Below are 24,128 nucleotides of genomic sequence, written 5' to 3'. Positions count from 1 at the left end.
ATTCGAGAGGGGATCTATAGGCCTATGAAAACGAAGCAATGGACAAAAATCGGGCTCATCACGACGCTGGCTTTCTCGCTTCTCTTATCAGCCTGCTCGTCCGACAAAAATACTAACGCCGGCGGCGCGGCGGATAAGAACGGTGCGAAGGGTGCGGACGCATTGGGAGTCAATATGACCGGTTTGCCGATTGCATCGGACCCAATCACGTTGAAATTTATGACGACGAAGGCCGCCCAGCAGAAGAAGCCGCATGAAGAAATGAAGGTCGTCAAGGATTTCGAAGCGACAACCAATGTGCATATTGAATGGGATGCTGCCGTTGAAGGGTATGCGGAGAAGAAAAACCTGATGTTTGCCGGCGGCGAACTGCCGGACGTCTTCTTCGGCGCGGAAAGTCTGACCGACGACGATCTCATGAAATACGGCCCGCAGGGGATGCTGATCCCGCTGGAGGATTTGATCCCGACTTACGCGCCTCACATTCAGTCGATTCTGGAAGCCAATCCGGAGATCAAGAAGATGATTACGGCACCGGATGGACATATTTATTCGATTCCGCAAATTCAGGAAGGTCCGGAGCAGGCGCTGGGCGATGTCATGTTTATTAATAAAGCTTGGCTCGACAAACTCGGACTGCCGGTTCCGTCGACGTTGGACGAGTTCGAGCATACATTGAAGGCCTTCAAGGAGAAAGATCCGAACGGCAATAACAAAGCGGATGAAATTCCGTTTAGCTTCCTGTATGAGAATGCGTTGAACGGAATCTCGTCCTTCCATGGCGCCTTCGGCCTGCTTGACTCGCCGGCTCATATATCGGTCAAAGACGACAAGGTAATATTCAATCCGGCGCAAGCGGAGTTTAAAGAAGCAACAGCCTTTCTGGGCAAGCTGTTCAAACAAGGGCTGATCGACAAGGAAGTGTTCACGCATGACCGCAACGTTTATTTCGCCAAAGGGAAGAACGAAGGCGTTCCTCTCTACGGGGTATTCAGCGGATTCCGCGCGGTCAACGTAGTCGGTCCCGGTTACATGGATCAATATGTCCCGCTGCCGCCGCTGAAAGGAGCAAGCGGAACGCAGCTGTGGAACGGGTTCAACCCGCATTACTTTACCCGTGCCGGATTTGCGATTACGTCCGTGAACGAACATCCGGAAGCGTCGCTCCGGTGGATCGATGAGCTGTACAAGGAAAAGAATGCGCTTCAATGGACATACGGACCGATCGGCACGACATTGAAGGAAAACCCGGATGGCAAGTATTCATTCCTGCCAACCCCAGAAGGCATGAATTTCGACGAATTCAGACATAGCGAAGCGCCGGGCAATACGACGGCGACAGCGATTCTGATGGCTACCGCCGATAAATTGGAGAGCAACGAAGCGAAGCTGGAACGCATGGAGTACCTGAAGGTATACGAGCCATTCATGCAAAATACGACCTATCCGAACATGCTCTTCTCTGCGGAAGATACGGAGCGTATGGCCATTCTGAAAGCGGACGTGATGAGCTACGTGCTGCAGATGCAGCCGAACTGGATCATGAACGGTTCGGTGGACAAGGAGTGGGACGGCTACATCAAGAAGCTAGACGATATGGGGATGAAAGAAATGCTGGACATTCTCCAATCGAATTATGACCGTTACCAATCGTTGAAATAACTTGCATTCCAACCGTCCCCGATATTGGTTTCCGATATCGGGGCGAGCTTATTAACTAAAGCATAGAACACAACCGCAGGGCAGGCCTAAGTTGAAATGAGCCAAAGCACAGGAAACAACCGCTGCGCAGGCAGAACGTTCTTCCGATCGCCGTTGTTCCCGGATTTTTTTGAATCAGTGTAGGTATAAGTTGAAATCCGGGAACAAAGGCGACCGCTAACGCTTCTTCAGAATCATTCTTCCTGCTCCGCTCGTTGTATCATGCATAGGTTCATTATCATATAGACATGCCCTATGAAACTAAGCTATGCTTCCGATGATAGTTACTCTTGGCTTCTTCTTCAGAAGCATTGATTTCTCAAAACGAAGCTCGTCTTTCGAAGAGAGATTTGCACTAAAATGCTACTTCGTCAGCGGTGCATCCACAAAACTAAGCTTATGCTTTCGAAGTGAGTTTTGCTCAAAACCGCACCTTCGGCAGCGGTGCATCCACAAAACTAAGCTTATGCTTTCGAAGTGAGTTTTGCTCAAGACCGCACCTTCGTCAGCGGTGCATCCACAAAACGAAGCTTATGCTTTCGAAGAGAGTTTTGCTTTAGACCGCTCCCTCGTCAGCGGTGCATCCACAAAACTTTAAGGAGGCAAACAATGGCCAAGAAACCGAACATTCTATTGATTACGAGCGATCAACAGCATTGGAACACGATCGGCGCGTTCAACGATGAAATCTCGACGCCCAATCTTGACCGTCTGGTGCGCGAAGGCACTGCATTCATGCGGGCTTATTGTCCGAATCCGACTTGTACGCCCAGCCGGTCGTCGATCATTACGGGGATGTATCCGAGCCAGCACGGCGCCTGGGCGCTCGGGACCAAGCTGTCCGAGGACGTCAGGACGGTAGGGGACGATCTGCAGGCGGGCGGTTATCGGACCGCGCTTGTCGGCAAAGCGCATTTTCAACCGCTGGCTTCGACGGACGAGCATCCGTCCGTGGAGATGATGCCGCTGCTGCAGGATTTGGATTACTGGCGCGATTTTACCGGACCGTTCTACGGCTTCGAGCATGCCGAAATGCTGCGGAATCATGCGCACGAGCATTTGGTCGGACAGCATTATGCCATATGGATGGAGGAGCAGGGGTTCGATTGGAAGGCGCATTACGCCGAGCCGACGGGAAGTCTACCGTATTCGGCGGAGCACCGCTGGTCGCTGCCCGAAGCGTATCATTACAATACATGGATAGCGGCGCGGACGAACGCCTTAATGGAGCGTTATACCGACGATGAGGAGCCTTTCTTCGTATGGGCGAGCTTTCCTGATCCGCATCCGCCTTATCTCGTTTCCGAGCCGTGGGATACGATGTACGATCCCGAGCGGCTAACCTTGCCTGAATTGACTCCCGGAGAGCATGAGGCCAATCCGCCTCACTTCGGCATGACGCAGCTTGAACGTCCTGATTTTTCGGCTTATCAGGAGACGGGAAAGGGTGTACACGGGCTGTACACGCATCTGATTCCGAAGGAGAAGCAGCGGAAGAACATGGCCGTCTATTACGGGATGGTCAGCTTCATGGACAAGTATGTCGGGCGGATACTGGATAAGCTTGACGAGCTGGGTATTGCCGATAATACGATTGTCGTCTATACAACCGATCATGGGCATTTCTTCGGACAGCACGGACTGCAGTTCAAGGGCGCCTTCCACTACGAGGATCTGCTGAAGCTTCCGTTCATTGTAAGATACCCGGGCAGCGTTCCGGCCGGCCGGGTCGACTCGTCGCTGCAATCGCTGGTCGATCTGGCGCCGACGTTCCTTGGTTTCTCGGGAATACCGGTTCCGCCGACAATGACAGGCGTGGATCAAAGCCGGGTATGGCTCGGGGAGCAATCTGCCGCAAGGGACCATGTCATCTGCGAGAATCGCAACGAACCGACCTTGATGCACGTCAAAACCTATGTGAGCGAACGTTACAAGCTGACCGTCTACTATGAACGCCCATACGGCGAACTATTCGACCTGTATGAGGACCCGGGCGAGTTACGCAATCTGTGGGACGATCCCGGCCACCAGGACGTGAAGGGGCGGCTGCTGCTTCACTTCTTATGGGCGGAGATGGGCAAGGAGCCGATGCCGATGCCTCGTCTGCACCATGCATAGCCGCCCGATGGAGGAATCGTGAAGAAAGAGGAGGAATAGGCATGGCGTCGAAACAGCAGCCTAACATCGTCATGATCATGACCGATCAGCAGCGATGGGACACAATGGGCAGTTATGGAAACGAAATCATCGAGACCGTCAACCTGGATGCGCTGGCGGCGGAAGGAACCGTGTTCGAGCATGCGTACACCCCGTCTCCGTCATGCATTCCCGCCCGGGCAAGCTTGCTGAGCGGGATGGATCCGTGGCATACCGGAATATTGGGTATGGGCGCCGGACAAGGACCGATGGAAACGGGGTTCGCCCATACGCTTCCCGGCGTTCTGGCCGATGCGGGCTACCATACTCAAGGAATCGGCAAGATGCATTTTTACCCGCAGCGGTCGTTGAACGGGTTTCATCATACGCTGCTGGATGAATCCGGCCGGGTGGAGGACCGTAATTTCGTCTCGGATTATCAGGCATGGTTCGAACGGAACAAGACAGGCCCCTATGAGTTCGTCGATCACGGCATTCATTGGAATTCATGGATGGCAAGGCCGTATCACGCGCCTGAGTATTTGCATCCGACCAATTGGACGGTGAACGAATCGATTGCGTTCATCAAACGGAGAGATCCGAGAAAACCGTTCTTTCTGAAAACCTCCTTCGCGAGGCCGCATTCTCCATTTGATGCGCCATCCGTCTATTTCGATCTGTATGATCGAAAGCGCATGCCGGATCCGTTCGTCGGCGATTGGGCGCATATTCATGACAAACCGGAGGATGCGGTCAGTCCCGTCGCATGGCGGGGCGTGCGCAAGCCGGAGGAGGTCCGTCGGGCCCGAGCGGGCTATTACGGACTTATTCATCATATTGACCATCAGATCGGACGGCTGATCCAATGCCTAGAGCGGGAAGGGCTGTACGACAACACGATGATCGTGTTTCTGTCCGACCATGGCGATATGCTCGGAGATCACAATCTATGGCGCAAAACCTACGGCTATGAAGGATCCGCTCATATTCCGATGATCGTCAGGCTGCCGCGCTCCTATGGCAAAGCGAAGGGCAGAGTGACCGAGCCGGTCACGATTCAGGATGTGATGCCGACGATATTGGACATAGCCGGCTTGGACATACCGGAGACGGTTGACGGCAGGAGCATGAAAGGGCTGATGCTGGATGCGGAGATTGCTGATTGGCGGGAATATGTACATGGCGAGCATTGCGCCTGTTACTCGGATGAGCAGGAGATGCACTTCCTGACGGATGGCAAAATGAAGTATATGTGGTTCCCGCGGCTGGGGAGCGAGCAGCTATTCGATCTGCAGACGGATCCGGGAGAATGCCGGAATCTGGCGGACCGTCCGGAGGAGCAGCGCCGGCTGCAGCACTGGAGACGGAGGCTGGTGGACATACTCGCGAAGCGGGATGCAGGTCTGACGGACGAGGCTGAATTGGTTAACCAAGCCGGGAAACCGGCGATCGTCTCCCCCTATTATAAGGTCAGGGTGAGTGGAGCAAAATGACATAAACGGGCTGCCGATTTTCCGGCAGCCTTTCTGTATAGGTATCAATAAATACATGCATAGTTGAACGTCTATTGCGAATGTATTAAACTGAATACGGTAAATTCTGATAATTCTTCTCAATGGATGGAGTTTTTCCGGGTCAATGATGAAAAAAATATTACTCGTTGAAGATGAAAAAAATATGGCGCGATTTATTGAGCTGGAGCTTAAGCACGAGTCCTACGACGTTCAGGTGGCAACCGACGGGGAACAGGGGCTGTCTCTTGCGCTGAGAGAGGACTATGATGTCATTCTCCTCGATCTGATGCTTCCGAAATTAAATGGCATCGAAGTATGCCGTCAAATACGTTCCGTCAAAAAAACGCCGATTATTATGCTGACGGCCAAGGATAGCGTCGTAGACCGGGTATCCGGTCTCGACCATGGGGCCGATGATTATATGACGAAGCCGTTTGCGATCGAAGAATTGTTAGCCCGCATTCGGGTCATCTTTAGAAGGCAGGAGGATGCCGTTGTTGAAGCGACTGCGCCACTGCTCGTTTTTCAAGACCTGAGCGTCAATCTGGATTCCAGAGTAGTCCGGAAAGGGGAGGAGCAGATCCACTTGACGAAGCGAGAGTATGGGCTTCTCGTCACGTTCATGGAGAATGTGAACCGGGTATTAACACGCGAGGCCCTCTTGGATAAAGTGTGGGGATTCGAGGCGGCAGTCGATACGAATGTCGTGGATGTATATGTCCGATATTTGCGGAATAAGATCGACAGCGCTAACGAAGTCAGCTGCATTCAAACGCTGCGCGGGATCGGATACGTGATGCGGCAATGAAGAGACCGTCGATGGCGTTCCCATTCTCTCGCATGCCGGTCAAGTGGAGACTGACGATCGCTTCGGCCTTGCTGCTCTTTCTTCTGTTCGCAGCCTATAATGCGGTGCAGTATGTATTCGTCGAACAATGGATGCTCAAGCGGGAAGAGACTCGTACGGAACAAGATATGCGGGAAATCTTAAACTATTTTCTGGAGAAGGAAGCTTCCTTCGGAGAGAGCGATAAGGCCGAAATACGCAGTTTTCTGGAAAAGGTGAATCGCCAGGATCAATTTCTACGGGTTCTGGATGAGAACGGCACGCCGATTATCGTCGTATCCAATGATCTGCCTGTGGAGTGGGTCGAACCGAAGGCGGTCACGCGGCCTTCGCTTGAAGAAGGGACGTTCAAGGACCACCGGCTGCTTATCATGAGGAGTCCCTTGACGATATTTCAATTCAACGGGACGATCGAGATCGTGAAGAGCACGCAGGTCTTCCATGAATTAACGAAGGATATTCTCTATGTCATGATCCTATGCGGCATAGGAGCCGTCATCTTAAGCGGATTAGGCGGCATGCTGCTTGCGCGGCAGCTGCTCAGGCCGCTGCAGTCGATGGCGGAAACGATGCGGAATGTGAAACAAAAAGGACTGCACGAACGGGTGAGGATCGGCGACAATCAGGATGAGATCTCCACGCTCATGAAGATGTTTAACGAAATGATGGATCAAGTGGAACAGTCGTTTAAGCAGCAGAGACAGTTCGTTGAGGATGCATCTCATGAATTGAGAACACCGGTCGCCATCGTAGAAGGGCATCTATCGATGCTGCAGCGCTGGGGCAAGACGGACCCGGCTATATTGGAGGAATCGCTGGAAGCCTCGATTCTAGAGACGTCCCGTTTGAAGGGACTCGTGGAGGAGCTGCTTATGCTGACGCGGGCTGAGCAAGGCGGCATCGATGAGAAAGCGGTGGTCACCAATCCGGAACAGATTATCCGAACGATGGTCAGAAACGTTGAAGTTCTTCATCCGGAGGCTCGCATTGAAGTTGATCTGGAAGCGATCAAGGATGTCGCACTCACAATTACCGCGCAGCATTTGGAGCAAATCCTTCTTATCCTGCTGGATAATGCGGTTAAATATTCGCCGGAAAGCGCAATGATCACGGTACGCGGTGCAATGGACAAAGACATGGTATGTCTAGCAATAACCGACTGCGGCATGGGGATCCCTGAAGGGGATCAGCCATTCGTCTTGGACCGGTTCTACCGTGTGGACAAAGCGAGAAGCGGCGAACAGGGCGGGCACGGCCTCGGATTGGCGATTGCCAAACGTCTGACGGAACGTTACAAGGGAACAATCACGCTATACAGCAAGGTGAATGTGGGCACGACCGTTTCGGTTTGTCTGATAAAGCAGTATGATGTGCAAAAAAATGAATAATTTTTTTGTTTTCACATCATTTTCTCATTTTAGTCCGTTACAATAGGCAATAGTCGATGCGCTTGGTAATGATATTCATTATCAATTGAATCGACGTTGCTTCAAAGCTTCAAATGAGAATGAGTATTAATTGCAAAGAAGTACAGCTGCTAATGGATTATTATTAAAACGATTGCGGGGTAGGAAGGGAAATGAAAAAGTATACTGTCGGCATCATGCTTATGGTCATGATGACACTCGTATTTATGACCGGCTGCGGCTCTAATGCCGAGAACAACGGCACAGCGGTAAAAGGAAATACGGCACCGAATACGGCGAATGATGAGAAGAAACCCGAAGATACTACGGAAGGGTCAGGCAAAGACAAAGTCGTCAACGTCTTTACTGCACGGCATTATGATGTAGACAGTCTTATCTATGAAGAATTTACGAAGCAGACAGGCATTAAGGTCAATGAGGTCAAGGGAACGGCAGAGGAGCTTGTAGAGCGTTTGAAGCGCGAGGGCGAAAGCTCCGAAGCGGACTTGTTCGTTACCGTTGATGGCGGCGTGTTGAATTACGCGAAGCAGAATGACGTTCTTCAGCCGATCGAATCCGCGACTGTGGAACAGAACGTTCCCGAGCAATGGCGCGACAAGGATAACAACTGGGTTGGCGTTGCAACCCGCGCACGCGTTATCGTCTATGCGAAGGATCGCGTGAAGCCGGAGCAGCTGTCCACTTACGAGGATCTCGCGACCGATAAGTGGAAAGGAAAGGTGCTGGCACGCTCTTCTTCAAGCTTATATAATCAGTCGCTCCTGGCCTCCTTTGTCGAACTGAACGGGGAGCAGAAGGCTGAAGAGTGGGCTAAGGGCATCGTCAACAACTTTGCGCGCGATCCTGAAGGCGGAGACCGCGACCAAGCCAAGGCTATCGCTGCCAAAGTCGGCGATGTCGCGATCATGAATACTTACTACGTCGGTCAAATGTTGAATTCCAAGGATGCGGAAGAAGTGAAGGTAGCCGAGAACATCGGCGTATTCTTCCCTAACCAGGACACGACCGGCACGCATCTGAATATTAGCGGCATTGGACTGACCAAGCATGCCAAGAATAAAGAGAATGCCATCAAGCTGATCGAGTTCATGACAGGCAAGGAAGGACAAACGATCCTTACGCAAGGAAGCTACGAATTCCCGGTCAACCAAGCGGCGGACAAACCGGAGCTGCTGAAATCGTGGGGCGAATTCAAATCCCAACAAATCGATTATGCGAAGCTGGGAGAGCACAACAAGAAGGCGACCGAAATCCTTAATAAAGTAGGCTGGAAATAAAAATGAATGTTGTTTCATGGCTGCGGAGAATACAACGGAGAAGCAATGCTTGGGTGATCATAAGCGTAATTGGGGCCTTCGTGGCCCTTCTTCCGTCTCTATATATTCTCGTGGGCCTGTTCCAGAAGCCCAATGAGAATTGGCAGCATATTCAGCAATACATGCTGAAGGACTATGCGCTTCAGTCGTTATGGCTGGTGCTGGGGACGGGAACGTTAACCGTCTTGATCGGCGTAACGCTGGCCTGGCTCGTTGCAGCATACGAATTCCCGCTCAGGAGATTTTTCTCCTGGGCGTTTGTGCTGCCGCTGGCCATTCCTCCATATATAGCCGCATATACGTACGGCTCTATGCTCAGCTACACCGGGAGCGTTCAAGTTTTTATGCGCAATGTGCTGGGCTGGACTCCGGATCAGAAGTATTTTGACATCATGTCGATGAAGGGCGCTATTTTTATTTTTACGATGTTTTTGTTCCCTTATGTCTATTTGATTACGCGATCATTCTTCGAGAAGCAGAGCGCTTCATTTATCGAGAATGCGAGACTGCTCGGAAAAAATCCGTTCCATATTTTCTTCCGGATCGTGATTCCTCTGGCACAGCCGGCGATTATAGGAGGCGTAAGTCTTGTCGCTTTCGAGGTGTTGAACGACTTCGGCGTGACCAAGCATTTTGGCATTCAGTCGTTCACGACCGCGATCTTCACCACCTGGTTCGGCATGTACGACGTCGAATCGGCTATCCGGTTGGCGGCCTGGCTCATGAGCGTCATCATCGGCGTGTTCCTGATCGAGCGGCTGCTTCGCAAACGGAAAAAATATAATGCTTCAACGAACAGGTCGAGCCCGTTATCGAGAAGAAGATTGCGCGGCCTGCCCGCTTGGGCCGCTTTTGGCTTCGGCGCTGTTATCGTATCGCTGTCCTTTCTCATACCGGTGGTGCAGCTAATCGTATGGGCCAAGTGGACCTATAAGGACGTCCTGAATGCCAAGTTCGCGGAAATGCTCATGAATACGCTGTCCGTGTCTGCGATTGCTATCGCTATTCTTATGCTGTTTGCCATTATCTCAGCCAATGTCGTTCGGACCGGGCGCTCACTGTTTACGCTTGTTCTCTCCAAGCTGATCTCAATGGGCTATTCGGTTCCCGGCGCGGTTCTGTCGATTGGCGTGCTGGCCGTATTCATTTCCTTCGATGAACAGCTCAGCGGCTTCTATGCTTGGCTGGGGTTAGGCAAGGGCAAGCTGGTACTCAGCATGTCGATTGCAATGCTCATATTCGCTTACGTCATCCGTTTTCTGGCGGTCGGGTATAACGCGGTGGAAGCGGGATTCGAGAAAACGGGAAACCGGTATACGGAAGCTTCCCGCCTGCTTGGATTCGGGATGACGCGAACCTTCTTCAAGGTCGATCTGCCTTTGATCAAGGGCGCGCTGCTAACCGGCTGTATTCTGACATTCATGGAAATTGTGAAGGAGCTGCCGCTCACCCTGCTGCTGCGTCCTTTTAATTTCGATACATTGGCAACTAAAGCTTATCAGTATGCAAGCGACGAACAAATTCATCAAGCGTCCGTTCCTTCGTTATTTATTATCGCGGTAGGCATGATTTCCGTCTTTTTCTACCATTGGTTAGGAGAGAAGAACTCAAAATGACCTTTTTTGAAATGACCGACGTTTCTTTTCAATATGACAAAGGAAGCCGAAAGGTGCTGCGCCATTTTTCGCTGCGGATGGATAAAGGGGAATCGGTAGGCGTGCTTGGACAGAGCGGCTGTGGAAAGAGCACCCTGCTGCGGCTCATATCCGGGCTCGAAGAGCCGGCCTCGGGCAAAATCGTCATCAACGGTACGACGATGGTGGACGCGAAGAAGTTCGTTAACCCTGAATCGCGAGGGATAGGCATGGTATTTCAGGATTATGGATTGTTCCCTCATCTAACCGTTGCTCAGAATATAGTCTTTGGCCTGCACCGTTTGTCCAAGAAGGACCGCGCAGCGCGTTTGGACGAGATGCTGGAGCTGGTCAAGCTTCAGGACTATGGCAAACGTTACCCGCATGAGCTAAGCGGCGGGCAGCAGCAGCGTGTCGCCTTCGCAAGGGCGCTTGCGCCCGAGCCTGCTCTACTGCTCATGGATGAACCGTTCAGCAATCTGGATGCGAATTTGAGAGGCGAGATCCGGTCCGAATTACGGCACATACTAAGCGCCGCGAATATGACCTCGATACTTGTGACACATGACAAAGAAGACGCGGATGCGATCTGCGACCGCATAGTCTATATGCAAGCGAATGATGAGACTTCTCTGGAACGAAAATCCTCTTGATAGCCGGACTCCAAATCTGTGCGCGGCAGATTTGGAGTTTTTTTATTTGTTCGCGGTTCATAATGATGTACAAATGACGGCCTATTGGGTCGTCATTTTCATTTTACTATCCGAATATGAGTATCATATTGGTGCATAATCAAGAGTGAACTTAGCGATTGAAAAATATTTAGTGCATCATAAATAAATATATTGTGCATTAAATAAGTTTTTGATATATTTATGTTGTACTAAAGTTGTTGGGGAGGGAAACAGGGGATGAATATCAATAAAATGGTGATTAGCGGGAAGGAACGGAAGCTGGAGTTGGGTGCGATACTGTGCAAATATTGCGGCTGTCTGATCGGTACGATTCCTACTAACGGTGTCAAGAAATTTTATGGGGTATGTCAGAGCGAACCCTGCCAACAGCTTGCTAAAGGAGGACATTGAGGATGTCAGGAGTGCCGCATAAACAAGTATTTGCTTTTCAGGAAGGCCATGCTCAGATGCTTCATCTATTAGGTGGCAAGGGGGCTAATCTGGCGGAGATGGTCCGGCTCGGACTTCCGGTTCCGCCCGGCTTTACGGTAACGACCGAGGCCTGCCGGGATTTTTATGAGCAGGGCGGACAGACCACCGAGGAGCTTCGCGGACAAATCGCCGCAGCTTTAAAGCGGCTCGAGCTTGAGAAAGGGCAGGTCTTCGGCGATTCGTGCAATCCGCTGCTCGTTTCGGTGCGATCCGGTTCGGTAACCTCCATGCCCGGCATGATGGATACGGTCTTGAATCTCGGATTGAATGATGCAACGGTCGAAGGCTTGGCCAACCATACGCATAATGCCCGATTTGCCTATGACTGCTACAGACGCTTTATCCAGATGTACGGCAATGTCGTGCTCAATATAGAAGGCTTTCACTTTGAACGTCTCCTGCATGAATTGAAGCAGCAGGAAGGGACGGAGCTGGATCAAGCCATAACCGTCGAAGGCTGGCAGCGTCTTATTGCTTCCTATAAAGCCTGCATCCTTCAGAAGACCGGACGGGTGTTTCCGCAGGATGTCAATGAACAGCTCTACTTGGCCGTAGAAGCTGTATTCCGCTCCTGGCACAACCCGAGAGCCCAGATCTACCGTAAAGTGCATCAAATTCCCGATCATCAAGGAACGGCAGTCAACATCCAAAGCATGGTATTCGGCAATATGGGAGATGATAGCGGTACTGGCGTTATTTTCTCGCGGAATCCGTCTAACGGCGAGAACGTTCTGTTCGGCGAATATCTCGTTAATGCGCAGGGCGAGGATGTGGTCGCCGGGGTAAGAACGCCGATGCCGATCGCCGCGCTGGAGAACGAAATGCCGGCTGTATATAATCATTTGTATTCCGTTGCCAAGCAGCTTGAACGCCATTATAAAGATATGCAGGATATCGAATTTACGGTGGAGAACGGCAAGCTGTACCTTCTTCAAACCCGCAGCGGCAAGCGCAATGCGCAAGCCGCAATGAAAATCGCCGTCGATCTCGTCTCGGAAGGAAGCATCAGCAAAGAGGATTCGCTGCGCCGTATCGAAGTTTCTCATCTGGATCAGCTTCTGCACAGAGGTATGGACGAGAGTAAAATTACACAGGTGCTCGCAACCGGTCTGCCGGCTTCTCCGGGTGCCGCGACCGGCCAGGTCGTCTTCGATGCCGATACGGCCGTGGAATGGAACCGGATGGGCAAACGGGTCATACTGGCCCGGCAGGAAACGACACCGGAAGATATTCACGGCATGATCGCTTCGGAGGGCGTCCTGACAAGCAGAGGCGGGATGACGAGCCATGCCGCCGTCGTTGCGCGCGGCATGGGAACGCCGTGTATCTGCGGCTGCGAAGGCATTCAATTTATGGAGAAGGAGAAAGCGATGCAGATCGCCGGCCATGTGCTCAAGGAAGGCGACTGGGTTACGCTGGATGGCACCACTGGCCGTGTTATAGAAGGAAGTATTCCGCTGCGCGAAGCCGAGATGACGCCGGAATTGACGCAAATGCTGGAGTGGGCGGATGAAATCCGGACGCTTCAGGTCTACACCAATGCGGATAATCCGAAGGATGCGGAAACCGCCAGACGCTTCGGAGCGGAAGGCATCGGCCTCTGCCGGACGGAGCATATGTTCTTCGCGCCGGAGAGACTTCCAGTCGTGCAGCAGATGATATTGGCCGACAATATCGGCGAACGCAACCGCGCTCTGACACAGCTGCTGCCAATGCAGCAAGCCGACTTCGAGGGGATCTTCCGGAACATGGACGGACTCCCGGTGACGATCCGTCTATTGGATCCGCCGCTGCATGAATTTCTGCCGAACATCGAAGAGCTCCTGCGCCAGCTCAGCCAGTTGAACGGCGAGGATCCGGAGACGCCTGCGAAGAAGAAAGAACTGCAGGTTCTGATCCGCAAGGTTCGGCTGCTTCACGAGACGAATCCGATGCTGGGTCAGCGTGGCTGCAGACTGGGTATCGTATACCCTGAAATTTATGATATGCAAATCGAAGCGATTTTCCTGGCGGCCGATACGTGCATGGCCGAAGGCATCGACGTTCGTCCCGAGCTGATGGTTCCTCTGGTAGGTCATGCCGCCGAATTGCAATTGATTCGCGGGCGGATTGAAGAGATTGCAAAGCGGATTCTGGGCGCGGAGAAGAGCAAGGTCCTTGCGTATAAAGTGGGTACGATGATTGAAGTGCCGCGGGCTGCGCTTACGGCCAAACAAATTGTACAGTATGCGGACTTCTTCTCCTTCGGTACGAACGATTTGACGCAGATGACCTTCGGATACAGCAGGGACGATGCGGAAGGCAAATTCCTGACCCGCTACCTCGATCAGAAGCTTCTCCCGCAGAATCCGTTCCAGGTGCTGGACACCGACGGCGTCGGACAGTTGATTGAGATGGCAGTTGCAGGAGGAAGAACGGTAAAGCCGTCTCTGAAGACAGGGATTTGCGGCGAGCATGGCGGAGACAAGGCTTCCATCCTGTTCTGTCAGCGCACGGGCTTGAACTATGTCAGCTGCTCCCCATTCCGTGTACCGCTTGCCAGAATCGCTGCCGCCCAGGCACAGCTGGAGGTTAAGGCTGCGGAAGAGCGTACGCCGGCAGCCGTCCTGTAGAGTGCAACATTTCAAGGAAAAAGCTAAAGCCAACCCCTCTTCTTTTTACTATGATGGGAGGTAAGAAGAAGAGGAGGCTTAAGCGATGAGTGCGATACCGGATAACGACAAGAAAGCTGCGACCCGGACATTCAAGGATGCGGTGCCTTTGCTGGCGCAGCCGGAAGTTTTGAGGGAAAGAGCGGAGAAGGACGGTTATCTGTTCTTCAAGGGACTGCTCGACAAGGATGAATTACGGCAGGTGCGTTACCGAATGCTCGACGTTATGCGGCAATGGGGCTTATTGGACAGCCGGCATGCGATTGAAGAGGGCATAGGCGACTATGAGGCGGTAAACAAACTCCCACTGGAATCCTTCCGGGGCTACGGAGTGCCTTGGGAATTATATAAACAGGTCCAACGGATCGAAGCATTCCATCAGCTGGCTCACCAGCCCGCGCTGCTTCAGGCCTTCCGCATATTGTTCGGCAGCGAGGTTCTGCCTCATCCGCGGAATATTGCCCGAATTGTAATGCCTCACCGGGAGCTAAAGGCTACCCCTTCCCATCAGGATTTTATCCATATCCAAGGGACGCCCGCGACCTGGACCGCCTGGTTTCCGCTGGGCGACTGCCCTCGCGAGCTGGGTGGATTGGCGATGCTGGAGGGAAGCTATAAATCCGGCGTGCTGGGCGTAACGAATCATGGCGGCGCAGGCGGGCTGGAGTCGGTATTGTGCAACATGGATCTGGAATGGGCGGAAGGCGATTATGAGCTGGGGGACGTTGTTATTTTTCACAGCCATACCGTGCACAAGGCCCTTCCGAACCGGCAGGGCAACCAGATCCGGCTATCCTGCGATTTCCGCTATCAGCCGGTCCATCTGCCGATCGACCGCGGCTCGCTCCAAGCCCATGGCGGCGAAGCGGCGCTGCCCTGGGAGGAAGTATATGAGGGCTGGGTCAATGAGAAGCTGCAGTATTACTGGACAGAGCTTCCGCTTGTGCTCTCCGACTGGGACGAGAATGTACGATGGCAGAAGGAAAAGATCTGTTAAGATACGGGGAAATAAGGACGGTCTCGCTTGCGGGATCGTCCTTTTCTTATGGGCCAAAGCCATATCATCTGCGTTTCCTTTATCCGTCCATTATGAAAATACTGAATAATCTGAATATCTCCATCGCTTAGGCAGGATATGCGTCTAATGATACCGAATCTTGGAGCATATGACCGCTCGGCAAGACGAACTCATTCAGGAGGTGAAGATGAAAATAGGTGTTCTTGGGAACGGAGCCAATCGATTCGATATTTAGCCCGAGGTATGCGTACTGCAATGAATGCATGATCCATTGAAGAAGGGCAGATGATCGTTCATATGAGTTATATGTTAAGAGCCGTAATATTGGAGCAAACCTGGGAGAGGCAGCTTCAAGAGATCATCAAGCTGTGCGAGGAAGCGGACATCGAAGAAGTCATTCTCAAGGAGCTGTCATCGCATATTATACCGGTTCCGTTTCTAATGAATCGACATCGCACGATGGCTGCGATTTACCGGCATATGGCGGAATCGCTCCGCGAGGCGAATATCGTGTTCAGTATTAATATCATTATGCTGGCTGGCCATTCGGATGGTGACGTAGATGCGAAGTATATACTGCCTTATCAGAAATTCGTTGGTGAAGATTTGCGTGAACGGCATGCTACATATTGTTTATTGGATGAGGATTGGCAGGCCTATGCAGCGGATGTATGCGCCATGTATGCCGCAGCCGGGCCGGATAAATTGTTCATAGACGACGACTTCAGAAGCTTGAACCATGGTGTGCAGTATGGCTGCTTCTGTCCGATCCATGTGCGCCGGACCGCGGAGAGATGCGGGGCTGAATTGACCGCAGAGAGCTTGATGCATGCCGTTAGCGGCACAACCCCGGAGCATATTCGGATCAAGGAAGCATGGATGCAGATCAATTTCGAAGGGCAGCTCGCGGCGGCAAGACGAATGCGTGCGGCCGTGGAGCAAGTAAATCCTCTGACACGCCTCGGTTTGATGAATTCCGGGGAACCGGCGCATTCCTTGCAGGGGCGGGATATGGATGTGCTGCTGCGGGAATTTGCCGGAAGCCGAAGACCGCTCTCACGCCCTGCAGGCTGCAGCTATAGCGATTCGATCCATGGCGATTTGTTCACCATTCACCAGGTTATGGCCTTGAGCATGAGCACGGTAGGTGAAGACATTCAGATCGTGAGTGAAGTGGAGAACTATCCGCATTCGCGGTTCACCAAGAGCATCCGCATCACGAAGCTGCAGCTTGAGCTTCATGCGTTGGCGGGGGCCGAAGGCTTTACCCTTAATCTGTATGATTACTTGGCCACCCCTTATGGGCAGGAACCGGATTTTCTTCGTCTTCTAATCGAAGAGAAGGAACGTCTGGAGACGATCCAAGCGGCAAGAAAAGGGAAGAGGATGGTCGGATTCGGCCTCCCGTGGAGGAAGGATACCGCCCTGCATCAAGTGAGCCGGCGCGGATTGCTGGAAGACGTGATGCCAAACCGGGATCCGGATAACTATTTGCCGCAGTTTGGCATTCCCGTACAGTTTCAACAAGGGAAGGGGAATCTCATCTTCGGCGATGCCGTTCAATGCTATGACGAAGCCGAAATAATGAAGCTGCTAGCCGGCGGACTGATGCTCGACGGACTCGCCTTCGAAAACTTGCACAACCGCGGATTCGGCCCGTATTTGGGCTGTAAGCCAAGCGGGTTTGTGGACGGTTTCAGTGTGGAGCAATTCGGAATGAATGAGTTTACCGGACCATTCGCGGGTAATTTGCAAACGACGAATTGGTCAGAAAGCAAAAAACAAGGGAAGCTTCCTCTTCATGTTCATATCGCTCCTGATGCAAGAGCCATATCCATGCTAATGGACGATCATCTGAACGAATTGGCCCCGGGCGTTGTGTTGTTCGAGAATGAGCTTGGCGGCCGGGTTGCGTTGTTCACCGTTCCGATTACGTCCTTTCAGTTTCTTCACCGATGCCGGGCGTATATGGTCGCCAAGGTAGCGCAGTGGCTTATGCGCGAGTCTCTCCCGATTTGGATCGAGGATTGTCCGAATGTTGGACCGATTTATTACGAAGGCGAAGATGGCGAAGGACTGCTCGGGATTATTAGCGGCAATCTGGATGGAACGGAGGTAAAGCTTCATACCGATTTGCAATTGTTCGATCTTTTTACGGATGAAGCGGTACGCAGCATCTGGATGGAGCCGCTATCCGTCCGATTTTTTCGCACGCAGAAGACGTTGTAGGAGCCTGAACAAACGTTATCTACCATGTCGATTGCTATGAATACCGATTCTCGGATACTGAAGTGAGTACGCGAATTGATCGATGCTGCAAGAACCTCGCCGCAATTGTTAACGGTGAGGTTCTTTTCTTCAGAGAACCATTTATCCTGATCCGACAACATATAATCACCGCAATGCAGCCAGCGATGTGAGCAGCTTCTTATATTTCTCATACCGCTCGCAATAAATGTCCACATTCGTCTGGTCCGGGTAGAAGGTTCTGTCCGGCTTGACGAGAACGTCAGCGGCTTCTTCGAAGGAGCGGTAAACGCCGGCCGCTTTGCCTGCAAGCATAATTGCGCCGACCGTGCCGGCTTCGTTCATGTTCAATCGTTCGATAGGTCGGTTCATGATATCCGCTTTAATCTGCAGCCAGAGATCGGATTTGGAGCCTCCGCCGACCGCACGCAGCATATCGATTGGAATACCGGCCGCAGATAGACATTCCAGGTTATTCCGCATCTCGTATGTCACACCCTCCAGCAGTGAACGGTATAGCTGCCCGGCGTCGGTATCGAGCGTCAGCCCGTAAATCATGCCCCGATCTTCCGGATTCATAAATGGCGTGCCTGAGCCGGCAAAGTGCGGGATCACAAGCAGATCCGTCGGGGCTGCAGGTGCGGTTGATGACAAATAGTCATAGACGTTCATATTTGATTTTCGAGATTCAATCTCCGCGGCCTGTCCCCAATGGTCCCGATACCATTTCAAGAGAGATCCGCCGGTAAAATTGAATGCATACGTCAAATACATCCCTTCTATAACATGGGGGGCGCAGTTGAACTGGTAGGCAAGCATCCTATCGTTCAATACAGGCGAGGAATAAGCCGGTGTAATGCATTCCACGGTACCGATTCCGTCGATGGCTTGATGATCCCGCATAATACCTGCACCCAGCGCAGCGCACGCCTGATCATGTCCGCCCGCGACAACCAGCGTATTCTTATGAAGACCAAGCCGCTGCGCGGCTTCCATCCGGACCTGACCGATGACCTCTCCGGGACGAATGAGGTCGGGAAACTGCGAACGATCGATTCCTGCGCCATCGATAAGCGATGACTCCCACTCCAGTCTGGATACATTGAAAGCCATCGTTCTGGAAGCGAGGGAATGATTGCAGGTTGAAATACCGGTCAGCAGATATGCAATGTAATCGCCAAATAGCATGAATTTCCAGGTGCGTGCATACACTTCAGGCTGGTTTTCTTTGATCCACATCATCTTGGGCAACGAGAACATCGGATGCAGCGGGACCCCTGCAAGCTCCATAATCCGCTGTTTGCCGAAAAGCTGCTCCAGCCTCGCAGCCTGATCCTTTCCTCTTGGATCGGTATATAGGACGCCGCTGCTAAGCGCATTCCCGCTCCGATCGACAGGGACGAAGGTTTCACCAAGCGAGGATATGCAGAGAGCTTGAACCTGAATGCCCGGATAGTCGGCCATCGTCTCTTCGATGACGCTTTGAACCTCATTCCATACGCGAATTGGATTTAATTCATAATAGCCCGGCTGCGGGTTTTCGAGTGGATATTCCCGGTAAGCCGAAGACAGCATGCGGCCGTCCTGATCGAATAAGGTCGATTTGCAGCCCGTCGTTCCAACATCCAGTCCGATTAACGGCATCTGTATGCCCCCTATGCACGGAAGTGTAATGATCGGTTTTAGTATACCTGTTTTAAAGTAACAATTAAATAAAATTATTGTTGAATATGACAATAAATTAAACTAAAATAAGGGTGCGTTATGGTGAAATAAGGAGCTTTTGGAAAGAGCGGGTGATCGATCGACGTGTCGAAGATTTCCATGAGGGAGCTGCTGCAGGACGCTTCCAGGCGGGGATATGCCGTTCCTTGCTTCAATGCCATCAATTTGGATATGATCCGAGGCATCATACAAGCTGCAGAAGAGGAAAAGTCGCCGGTAATCCTCTGTCATGCGGAAATTCATTTCAAGTATACGCCGCTTGAGGTGATTGCTCCGGTCATGGTGGATGCGATGAATCGCGCGAAGGTGCCTGTCAGCATTCTGCTTGACCACGGCAAGAGCTTCCCGGCCGTTATGAAGGCGATGCATCTGGGCTTCAATGCCATTATGTTCGACGGTTCGGAATATGAATATGAGGAGAATGTCCGCAGAACGTCGGAAGTCGTAAAGATCGCGAAGGCCTTAGACGTCTCCGTTGAAGGCGAGCTGGGCTACGTAACCCGGCCGAAGAGCGGGGGAGCGGAGGGGGAGGACGATGATTCCATCGCGGACGATACGTCGCTGTACACGGATCCCGACCAAGCGAAGGAATTCGTCGAGCGGACAGGGATCGATGCTTTGGCTGCGGCGTTCGGTACCGTACATGGCGTTTACTTGAAAAAGCCGGTGCTGGACCTGATGCGTTTGAACCAAATTAGCCGAAAGGCCGGCGTCCCCATCGTTATGCACGGAGGATCAGGTCTGTCCGACGATGATTTTCACCAATCGATCGATCAAGGCGTGGCCAAAATTAACTACTATACGGGTATGGCGTTGAAAGTAATGGAGAAGGCGAAGGAGCGCATGCTTCAGAGCGATACGAAGCTGTTCTATCATGAATTCATGATGAACGCTATCGGCGATTTGCAGGAAGATGCGCAAGCGATTATGCATACATTCCGGAGCAGCGGCAAAGCGTGACCGGGCCCGCAAAACTTAGCGGATGTTTACGAAGCAAGTTTTGTTGCGAAGATTCACTGTAAGTTATACTCCACAAAACTTTTAGGAGGTCTCATACATGCTTCAAACGAAACCGTATGTGTTCTGGTTCGTAGCCGGAAGTCAAGGTCTGTATGGAGAAGAAGCGCTGGAGCAGGTTGGACGGAACGCGAAGGAGATCGCAGACGGCTTAGACCAGGATGAAGCCGTTTCGTACCCGATCGTCTGGAAATCGGTTGTGTCCTCGCCGGAAGCCATTCACAGCGTTTGTCAAGCGGCTAACGCCGACCCGGAATGCGCGGGCATCATTGCGTGGATGCACACGTTCTCGCCGGCCAAGATGTGGATCGCGGGACTGAAGCAGCTCCAGAAGCCGCTTCTTCATTTGCACACCCAATTCAATGTTGAAATTCCATGGGACAGCATCGATATGGATTTCATGAATCTGAATCAGGCGGCGCATGGCGACCGGGAATTCGGCTTCATTGGGGCGCGCCTCGGCATCGCCCGCAAAATCATCGCAGGCCACTGGAAGGACGGGAAGACCCGCGAAAGAATCAGCGCCTGGATGAAGACGGCCGCAGGCTGCGCCGAAGGCCAAACGATGAAAATTGCCCGTTTCGGCGACAATATGCGCTATGTTGCCGTAACGGAAGGCGATAAGGTAGAAGGGCAAATCCGGTTCGGATGGTCCGTAAACGGTTATTCGATCGGAGATTTGGCAGAGCGGGTGCAGGAGGTTGCAGATGGACAGGTTCGGGAGCTTATGGATGAATACGAGGAGCTCTATGAAATTACGCCAGAGGGGCTCAAGGAAGGACGTATAAGGGATGCGATCCGAGAGCAGGCGAAGATCGAAATCGCCCTGAAGGCGTTCTTGCAGGAAGGCGGATACAGCGCATTCGTGACGAGCTTTCAAGCATTGAACGGGTTGAAGCAGCTTCCGGGGCTTGCGGCACAGCGGCTGATGGCAGCCGGATACGGCTTCGGAGCGGAAGGCGACTGGAAGACCGCGGCGCTCCTTCGCATGATGAAGGTAATGGCCGGCAATAAAGGAACTTCGTTCATGGAAGATTATACGTATCATATGGAGCAGGGCAATGCCATGGTGCTCGGGGCGCATATGCTGGAAATCTGCCCGACATTAACGGCGGGCAAGCCGCGGCTCGAGGTGCATCCGTTGTCGATCGGCGGCAAGGAAGACCCGGCACGGCTGATCTTCGACGGCATCGAAGGCAAAGCCATCAATGCGACGGTCGTGGATCTGGGCAACCGTTTCCGCCTCATCGTAAACGAAGTGCAGGGCGTTCAGAACCGGCAGCAGATGCCGAAATTGCCGGTTGCGCGGGTTCTGTGGAAACCGGAGCCGTCGCTGGAGAGCGCTGCGGAAGCGTGGATTACGGCCGGCGGCGCGCATCACTTTGTCTATTCCCATCATGTTACGAGCGAGCAGATGGCGGATTGGGCGAAGATGGCGGGAATTGAATGCGTTATTATTAATAACGAAACGACGGTTCGCGGAATCGAGAATGAGCTGCGTTGGAACGATTTGCACTACCGGCTGAATGCAAGCAATTAAGTGAAGTTCCGGAATTGTCATGCAATAAACAGAAGCGCTCCAGTCCGCGTTGGATTGGAGCGCTTCTTCTATGAACCAGCCGCTGACCGCTAGAGCCGCTTTCTTCTAAAAAAGTTCACGAACAAACAGGCAAGGGCCAGCACAACTAATGATCCGGCAACAATAGCCGCTTCCTGCTTATTGTCTTCGGTGACGCCGGCTGCTTGGCGGTTCATGCCGAACGGATCTCCGCCGAAGCCTCCCGGCCCCCCCATACCTCCGGGCCCTCCGCCCATCCCGTCAGGGGGAACCATCCCGTCAGGGGGAACCATGCCGCCGCCGAACCCATTTTGACCGTTCGGTACGCCCATGTCGCCTTGTCCGTCGGGAGCTTGACCATTAAGCCCTGGAGCCTGCCCCCCTGCACCGCCTTGCATGTCGGGTCCAGTAGGATTTTGGCCGTCCGGGGCATTAGGCGATAATTGAGATTCTTGGTCGAGCGGCCGGGTGCCGTCGGTTTCTACTGCTGCAAGGTTGACCGATCCATTCTGGATCGTCGTCGTTATATATGCCAGCTCAGCCGAACCGCTCGCCTTGCCGGTCTGTTGGGACAGCGTGATCCCGTTCTGTTCCGTAGATTCATTCCCGTCAGCCGATTTGCCGTTCTGCTCCGCCGAAGCATTCCCGTCAGCCGAATTGCCGTTCTGCTCCGTCGAAGCATTACCGCCTGCCGATTTGTCGTTCTGTTCTGCCGAAGTATTGTCATCTCCCGAGCGGCCGTTCTGCTCCGCCGGAGCATTCCCGTCATTCGGCGTATTGCCATTCTGGCGGGCATTACCGGGTGCATTGCCGTTTGCGTTTCCGTTTTGGCCTCTGCCGCCGCCGCGGTTGCCCATAAAGCCTTCCATATCGCCGCCGCTTCCGCTTCCATCTCCGGCGATCGCTATCGTTCCGTCCAGCTGCTGGGTATAGGTCGACACATTGCTCGCGTTCAGCTTTACCAAGGACTCTACGCCGGCCTTATACTCTTCGAAGGTGTAGAACGAGGATGGATCATCCTCGACATAGGAGCTGATCAGATCCGAAAGCTGCTGTACGCGCGCGGAGAACGTATCGTTAGCGAGATAGCCTTCCAGCGCTTCACGAATGATGCGATGGTACTCCTCTTTGTATTCATCCACCTTCAGCAGCTTGTCGATTAACGGACGGTCGGCAAGGGCTCCTTGCGTAGGCTCGTCAATCAGGAGAGTGGATCTGCCTAAACCTCCGAAGGCCATATTGTAATCCCAAGGGAGAATGTTGAAGATTCCATCATCCTCGTATAAATAGTAATTTTGCTTAGTCTGTCCCAGGTAGCTGTCCGTATTAACCGTTACGACATTGAGGGCAATATAACGAAGGGCCTCCGAAACATTCAGTACCTTCTCGTAATCGCCGCCGTTGTTCAGCTCGTCGAGCATCGCGATCAGCCGGCTGCTCTCGGAAGACTTCGATTTCCGGACAAGGGAGGTGTACGAAGCGCTATTGTCATCGATCCACTTCAAATCGCCCCCAGTGCCCATCATCTGGGCTTTATACAGCTCGCCGGTCGAATTGCCGAAATTCGCTTCGAGGTAGGCATCCCCGATCTGTTCCACGGCGAGATAGAACCCCCACAGCTTTCCGTTCACATAGACATTCACATAAGAGAAGCCCGGCGTAGTCAGACCCATCTCCGAGGCGAGCTCATAGGTGAGGAATTCCCGCATATAACTCGCGTCGCTGTAATTGTTGTTCAAGTTGATTTTGCTGATGCCGTACAGCGTTTGCTTGTCCAAATATTCGTCGAACGACAGCTTGAAGCTGTACCGGTCGGAATCGCTCATGCCGACTACGCTGCGCAGGCTCAGATTGCCTTTCGTCCGAATGCCGACATTATCCAATTGGATTCCGTTGTATTCGACGCTTGCCGGCTTCATCACTTCCTGGGAAGCATTATCGATCATATCCTGAAAATCGCCGGGATCCAAGGTGATTTTCACGTCGATTACTTTATTCTTGGGGAATACGTTCTCCGCAATGAGGGCGGCGTTCTCGTCCGCCGAAGCGGCAGCCTGGCCCGGCTTGCTCTCTTCCTCCGCCACCATCCGGCCGGTTATCCCGATTAAGAGGACAGCCGCGCAGATGCATGCGATAATCGATTTGGAATAGGGTTTACGTTTCATGTCGCC

Annotated in this window: 16 protein-coding genes; 14 read left to right on the top strand and 2 right to left on the bottom strand. The window is 52.6% G+C overall.

What is annotated here, in order from left to right:
• Positions 1-24: 24 nt before the first annotated feature.
• The 12 genes from L1F29_RS23005 to L1F29_RS22950 all read left to right on the top strand — a co-directional run bounded on the left by L1F29_RS23005 (position 25) and on the right by L1F29_RS22950 (position 17,639).
• Positions 25-1,662, top strand: a complete 1,638-nt coding sequence (locus tag L1F29_RS23005) for a type 2 periplasmic-binding domain-containing protein (protein WP_258384374.1) — start codon at positions 25-27, stop codon at positions 1,660-1,662.
• A 648-nt stretch (positions 1,663-2,310) separates the two neighbouring features.
• On the top strand, positions 2,311-3,819 hold the full coding sequence (locus L1F29_RS23000; protein ID WP_258384373.1) for a sulfatase family protein: 1,509 nt from the start codon (positions 2,311-2,313) through the stop codon (positions 3,817-3,819).
• Between the two features lie 41 nt (positions 3,820-3,860).
• Positions 3,861-5,330, top strand: a complete 1,470-nt coding sequence (locus L1F29_RS22995) for an arylsulfatase (protein ID WP_258384372.1) — start codon at positions 3,861-3,863, stop codon at positions 5,328-5,330.
• Between the two features lie 148 nt (positions 5,331-5,478).
• Positions 5,479-6,159: a response regulator transcription factor gene (locus tag L1F29_RS22990; protein WP_258389780.1), complete on the top strand. Its 681-nt coding sequence runs from the start codon at positions 5,479-5,481 to the stop codon at positions 6,157-6,159.
• Positions 6,156-7,586 (top strand): HAMP domain-containing sensor histidine kinase, encoded by a 1,431-nt coding sequence (locus tag L1F29_RS22985; RefSeq protein WP_258384371.1) that lies wholly within the window; start codon positions 6,156-6,158, stop codon positions 7,584-7,586. The genes L1F29_RS22990 and L1F29_RS22985 overlap by 4 nt, the downstream gene beginning before the upstream one ends.
• Positions 7,587-7,777: 191 nt before the next feature.
• A complete protein-coding gene (locus L1F29_RS22980; RefSeq protein WP_258384370.1) occupies positions 7,778-8,902 on the top strand; it encodes a Fe(3+) ABC transporter substrate-binding protein in 1,125 nt (374 codons plus the stop codon).
• Positions 8,903-8,904: 2 nt separating this feature from the next.
• Positions 8,905-10,557, top strand: coding sequence for an ABC transporter permease (locus L1F29_RS22975; protein WP_258384369.1), 1,653 nt, complete (start codon positions 8,905-8,907; stop codon positions 10,555-10,557).
• Positions 10,554-11,228 carry an ABC transporter ATP-binding protein gene (locus tag L1F29_RS22970; RefSeq protein WP_258384368.1) on the top strand — a complete coding sequence of 225 codons (675 nt, stop codon included), beginning with the start codon at positions 10,554-10,556 and terminating at the stop codon, positions 11,226-11,228. Before L1F29_RS22975 ends, L1F29_RS22970 begins: the two co-directional genes overlap by 4 nt.
• A gap of 258 nt (positions 11,229-11,486) precedes the next feature.
• A complete protein-coding gene (locus L1F29_RS22965; RefSeq protein WP_258384367.1) occupies positions 11,487-11,660 on the top strand; it encodes a GapA-binding peptide SR1P in 174 nt (57 codons plus the stop codon).
• A 2-nt stretch (positions 11,661-11,662) separates the two neighbouring features.
• The gene (ppdK, locus tag L1F29_RS22960) at positions 11,663-14,353 is read left to right on the top strand and encodes a pyruvate, phosphate dikinase (protein ID WP_258384366.1); all 2,691 of its coding nucleotides are present in this window, start codon (positions 11,663-11,665) and stop codon (positions 14,351-14,353) included.
• A gap of 85 nt (positions 14,354-14,438) precedes the next feature.
• Positions 14,439-15,389 (top strand): phytanoyl-CoA dioxygenase family protein, encoded by a 951-nt coding sequence (locus L1F29_RS22955; RefSeq protein WP_258384365.1) that lies wholly within the window; start codon positions 14,439-14,441, stop codon positions 15,387-15,389.
• Positions 15,390-15,734: 345 nt separating this feature from the next.
• A complete protein-coding gene (locus L1F29_RS22950) occupies positions 15,735-17,639 on the top strand; it encodes a hypothetical protein (RefSeq protein ID WP_258384364.1) in 1,905 nt (634 codons plus the stop codon).
• A 165-nt stretch (positions 17,640-17,804) separates the two neighbouring features.
• Here the strand turns inward: L1F29_RS22950 and L1F29_RS22945 are convergent, their stop codons facing one another.
• On the bottom strand, positions 17,805-19,301 hold the full coding sequence (locus L1F29_RS22945) for an FGGY-family carbohydrate kinase (RefSeq protein WP_258384363.1): 1,497 nt from the start codon (positions 19,299-19,301) through the stop codon (positions 17,805-17,807).
• Positions 19,302-19,466: 165 nt separating this feature from the next.
• On the opposite strand from L1F29_RS22945, the gene L1F29_RS22940 reads away from it, so the two are divergent.
• Positions 19,467-20,342: a class II fructose-bisphosphate aldolase gene (locus L1F29_RS22940; RefSeq protein WP_258384362.1), complete on the top strand. Its 876-nt coding sequence runs from the start codon at positions 19,467-19,469 to the stop codon at positions 20,340-20,342.
• Positions 20,343-20,439: 97 nt separating this feature from the next.
• Positions 20,440-21,939: an L-arabinose isomerase gene (gene araA, locus L1F29_RS22935; protein ID WP_258384361.1), complete on the top strand. Its 1,500-nt coding sequence runs from the start codon at positions 20,440-20,442 to the stop codon at positions 21,937-21,939.
• Positions 21,940-22,028: 89 nt separating this feature from the next.
• On the opposite strand, the gene L1F29_RS22930 is transcribed toward araA, so the two are convergent.
• Positions 22,029-24,122 carry a CotH kinase family protein gene (locus tag L1F29_RS22930; RefSeq protein WP_258384360.1) on the bottom strand — a complete coding sequence of 698 codons (2,094 nt, stop codon included), beginning with the start codon at positions 24,120-24,122 and terminating at the stop codon, positions 22,029-22,031.
• Between the last annotated feature and the right edge of the window lie 6 nt (positions 24,123-24,128).

Source organism: Paenibacillus spongiae (assembly GCF_024734895.1).
Taxonomy (GTDB): domain Bacteria; phylum Bacillota; class Bacilli; order Paenibacillales; family Paenibacillaceae; genus Paenibacillus_Z; species Paenibacillus_Z spongiae.
This window is presented reverse-complemented; position numbering and strand designations above follow the sequence as displayed.

Bases quoted from the DNA above. Each gene is read 5' to 3' on its own strand.
- araA (WP_258384361.1), top strand. From the start codon at position 20,440: ATGCTTCAAACGAAACCGTATGTGTTCTGGTTCGTAGCCGGAAGTCAA.
- L1F29_RS22955 (WP_258384365.1), top strand. From the start codon at position 14,439: ATGAGTGCGATACCGGATAACGACAAGAAAGCTGCGACCCGGACATTC.
- L1F29_RS22945 (WP_258384363.1), bottom strand. From the start codon at position 19,301: ATGCCGTTAATCGGACTGGATGTTGGAACGACGGGCTGCAAATCGACC.
- L1F29_RS23000 (WP_258384373.1), top strand. From the start codon at position 2,311: ATGGCCAAGAAACCGAACATTCTATTGATTACGAGCGATCAACAGCAT.
- L1F29_RS22965 (WP_258384367.1), top strand. From the start codon at position 11,487: ATGAATATCAATAAAATGGTGATTAGCGGGAAGGAACGGAAGCTGGAG.
- L1F29_RS22930 (WP_258384360.1), bottom strand. From the start codon at position 24,122: ATGAAACGTAAACCCTATTCCAAATCGATTATCGCATGCATCTGCGCG.
- L1F29_RS22995 (WP_258384372.1), top strand. From the start codon at position 3,861: ATGGCGTCGAAACAGCAGCCTAACATCGTCATGATCATGACCGATCAG.
- L1F29_RS22970 (WP_258384368.1), top strand. From the start codon at position 10,554: ATGACCTTTTTTGAAATGACCGACGTTTCTTTTCAATATGACAAAGGA.
- L1F29_RS23005 (WP_258384374.1), top strand. From the start codon at position 25: ATGAAAACGAAGCAATGGACAAAAATCGGGCTCATCACGACGCTGGCT.
- L1F29_RS22985 (WP_258384371.1), top strand. From the start codon at position 6,156: ATGAAGAGACCGTCGATGGCGTTCCCATTCTCTCGCATGCCGGTCAAG.
- L1F29_RS22975 (WP_258384369.1), top strand. From the start codon at position 8,905: ATGAATGTTGTTTCATGGCTGCGGAGAATACAACGGAGAAGCAATGCT.
- L1F29_RS22990 (WP_258389780.1), top strand. From the start codon at position 5,479: ATGAAAAAAATATTACTCGTTGAAGATGAAAAAAATATGGCGCGATTT.
- L1F29_RS22980 (WP_258384370.1), top strand. From the start codon at position 7,778: ATGAAAAAGTATACTGTCGGCATCATGCTTATGGTCATGATGACACTC.
- ppdK (WP_258384366.1), top strand. From the start codon at position 11,663: ATGTCAGGAGTGCCGCATAAACAAGTATTTGCTTTTCAGGAAGGCCAT.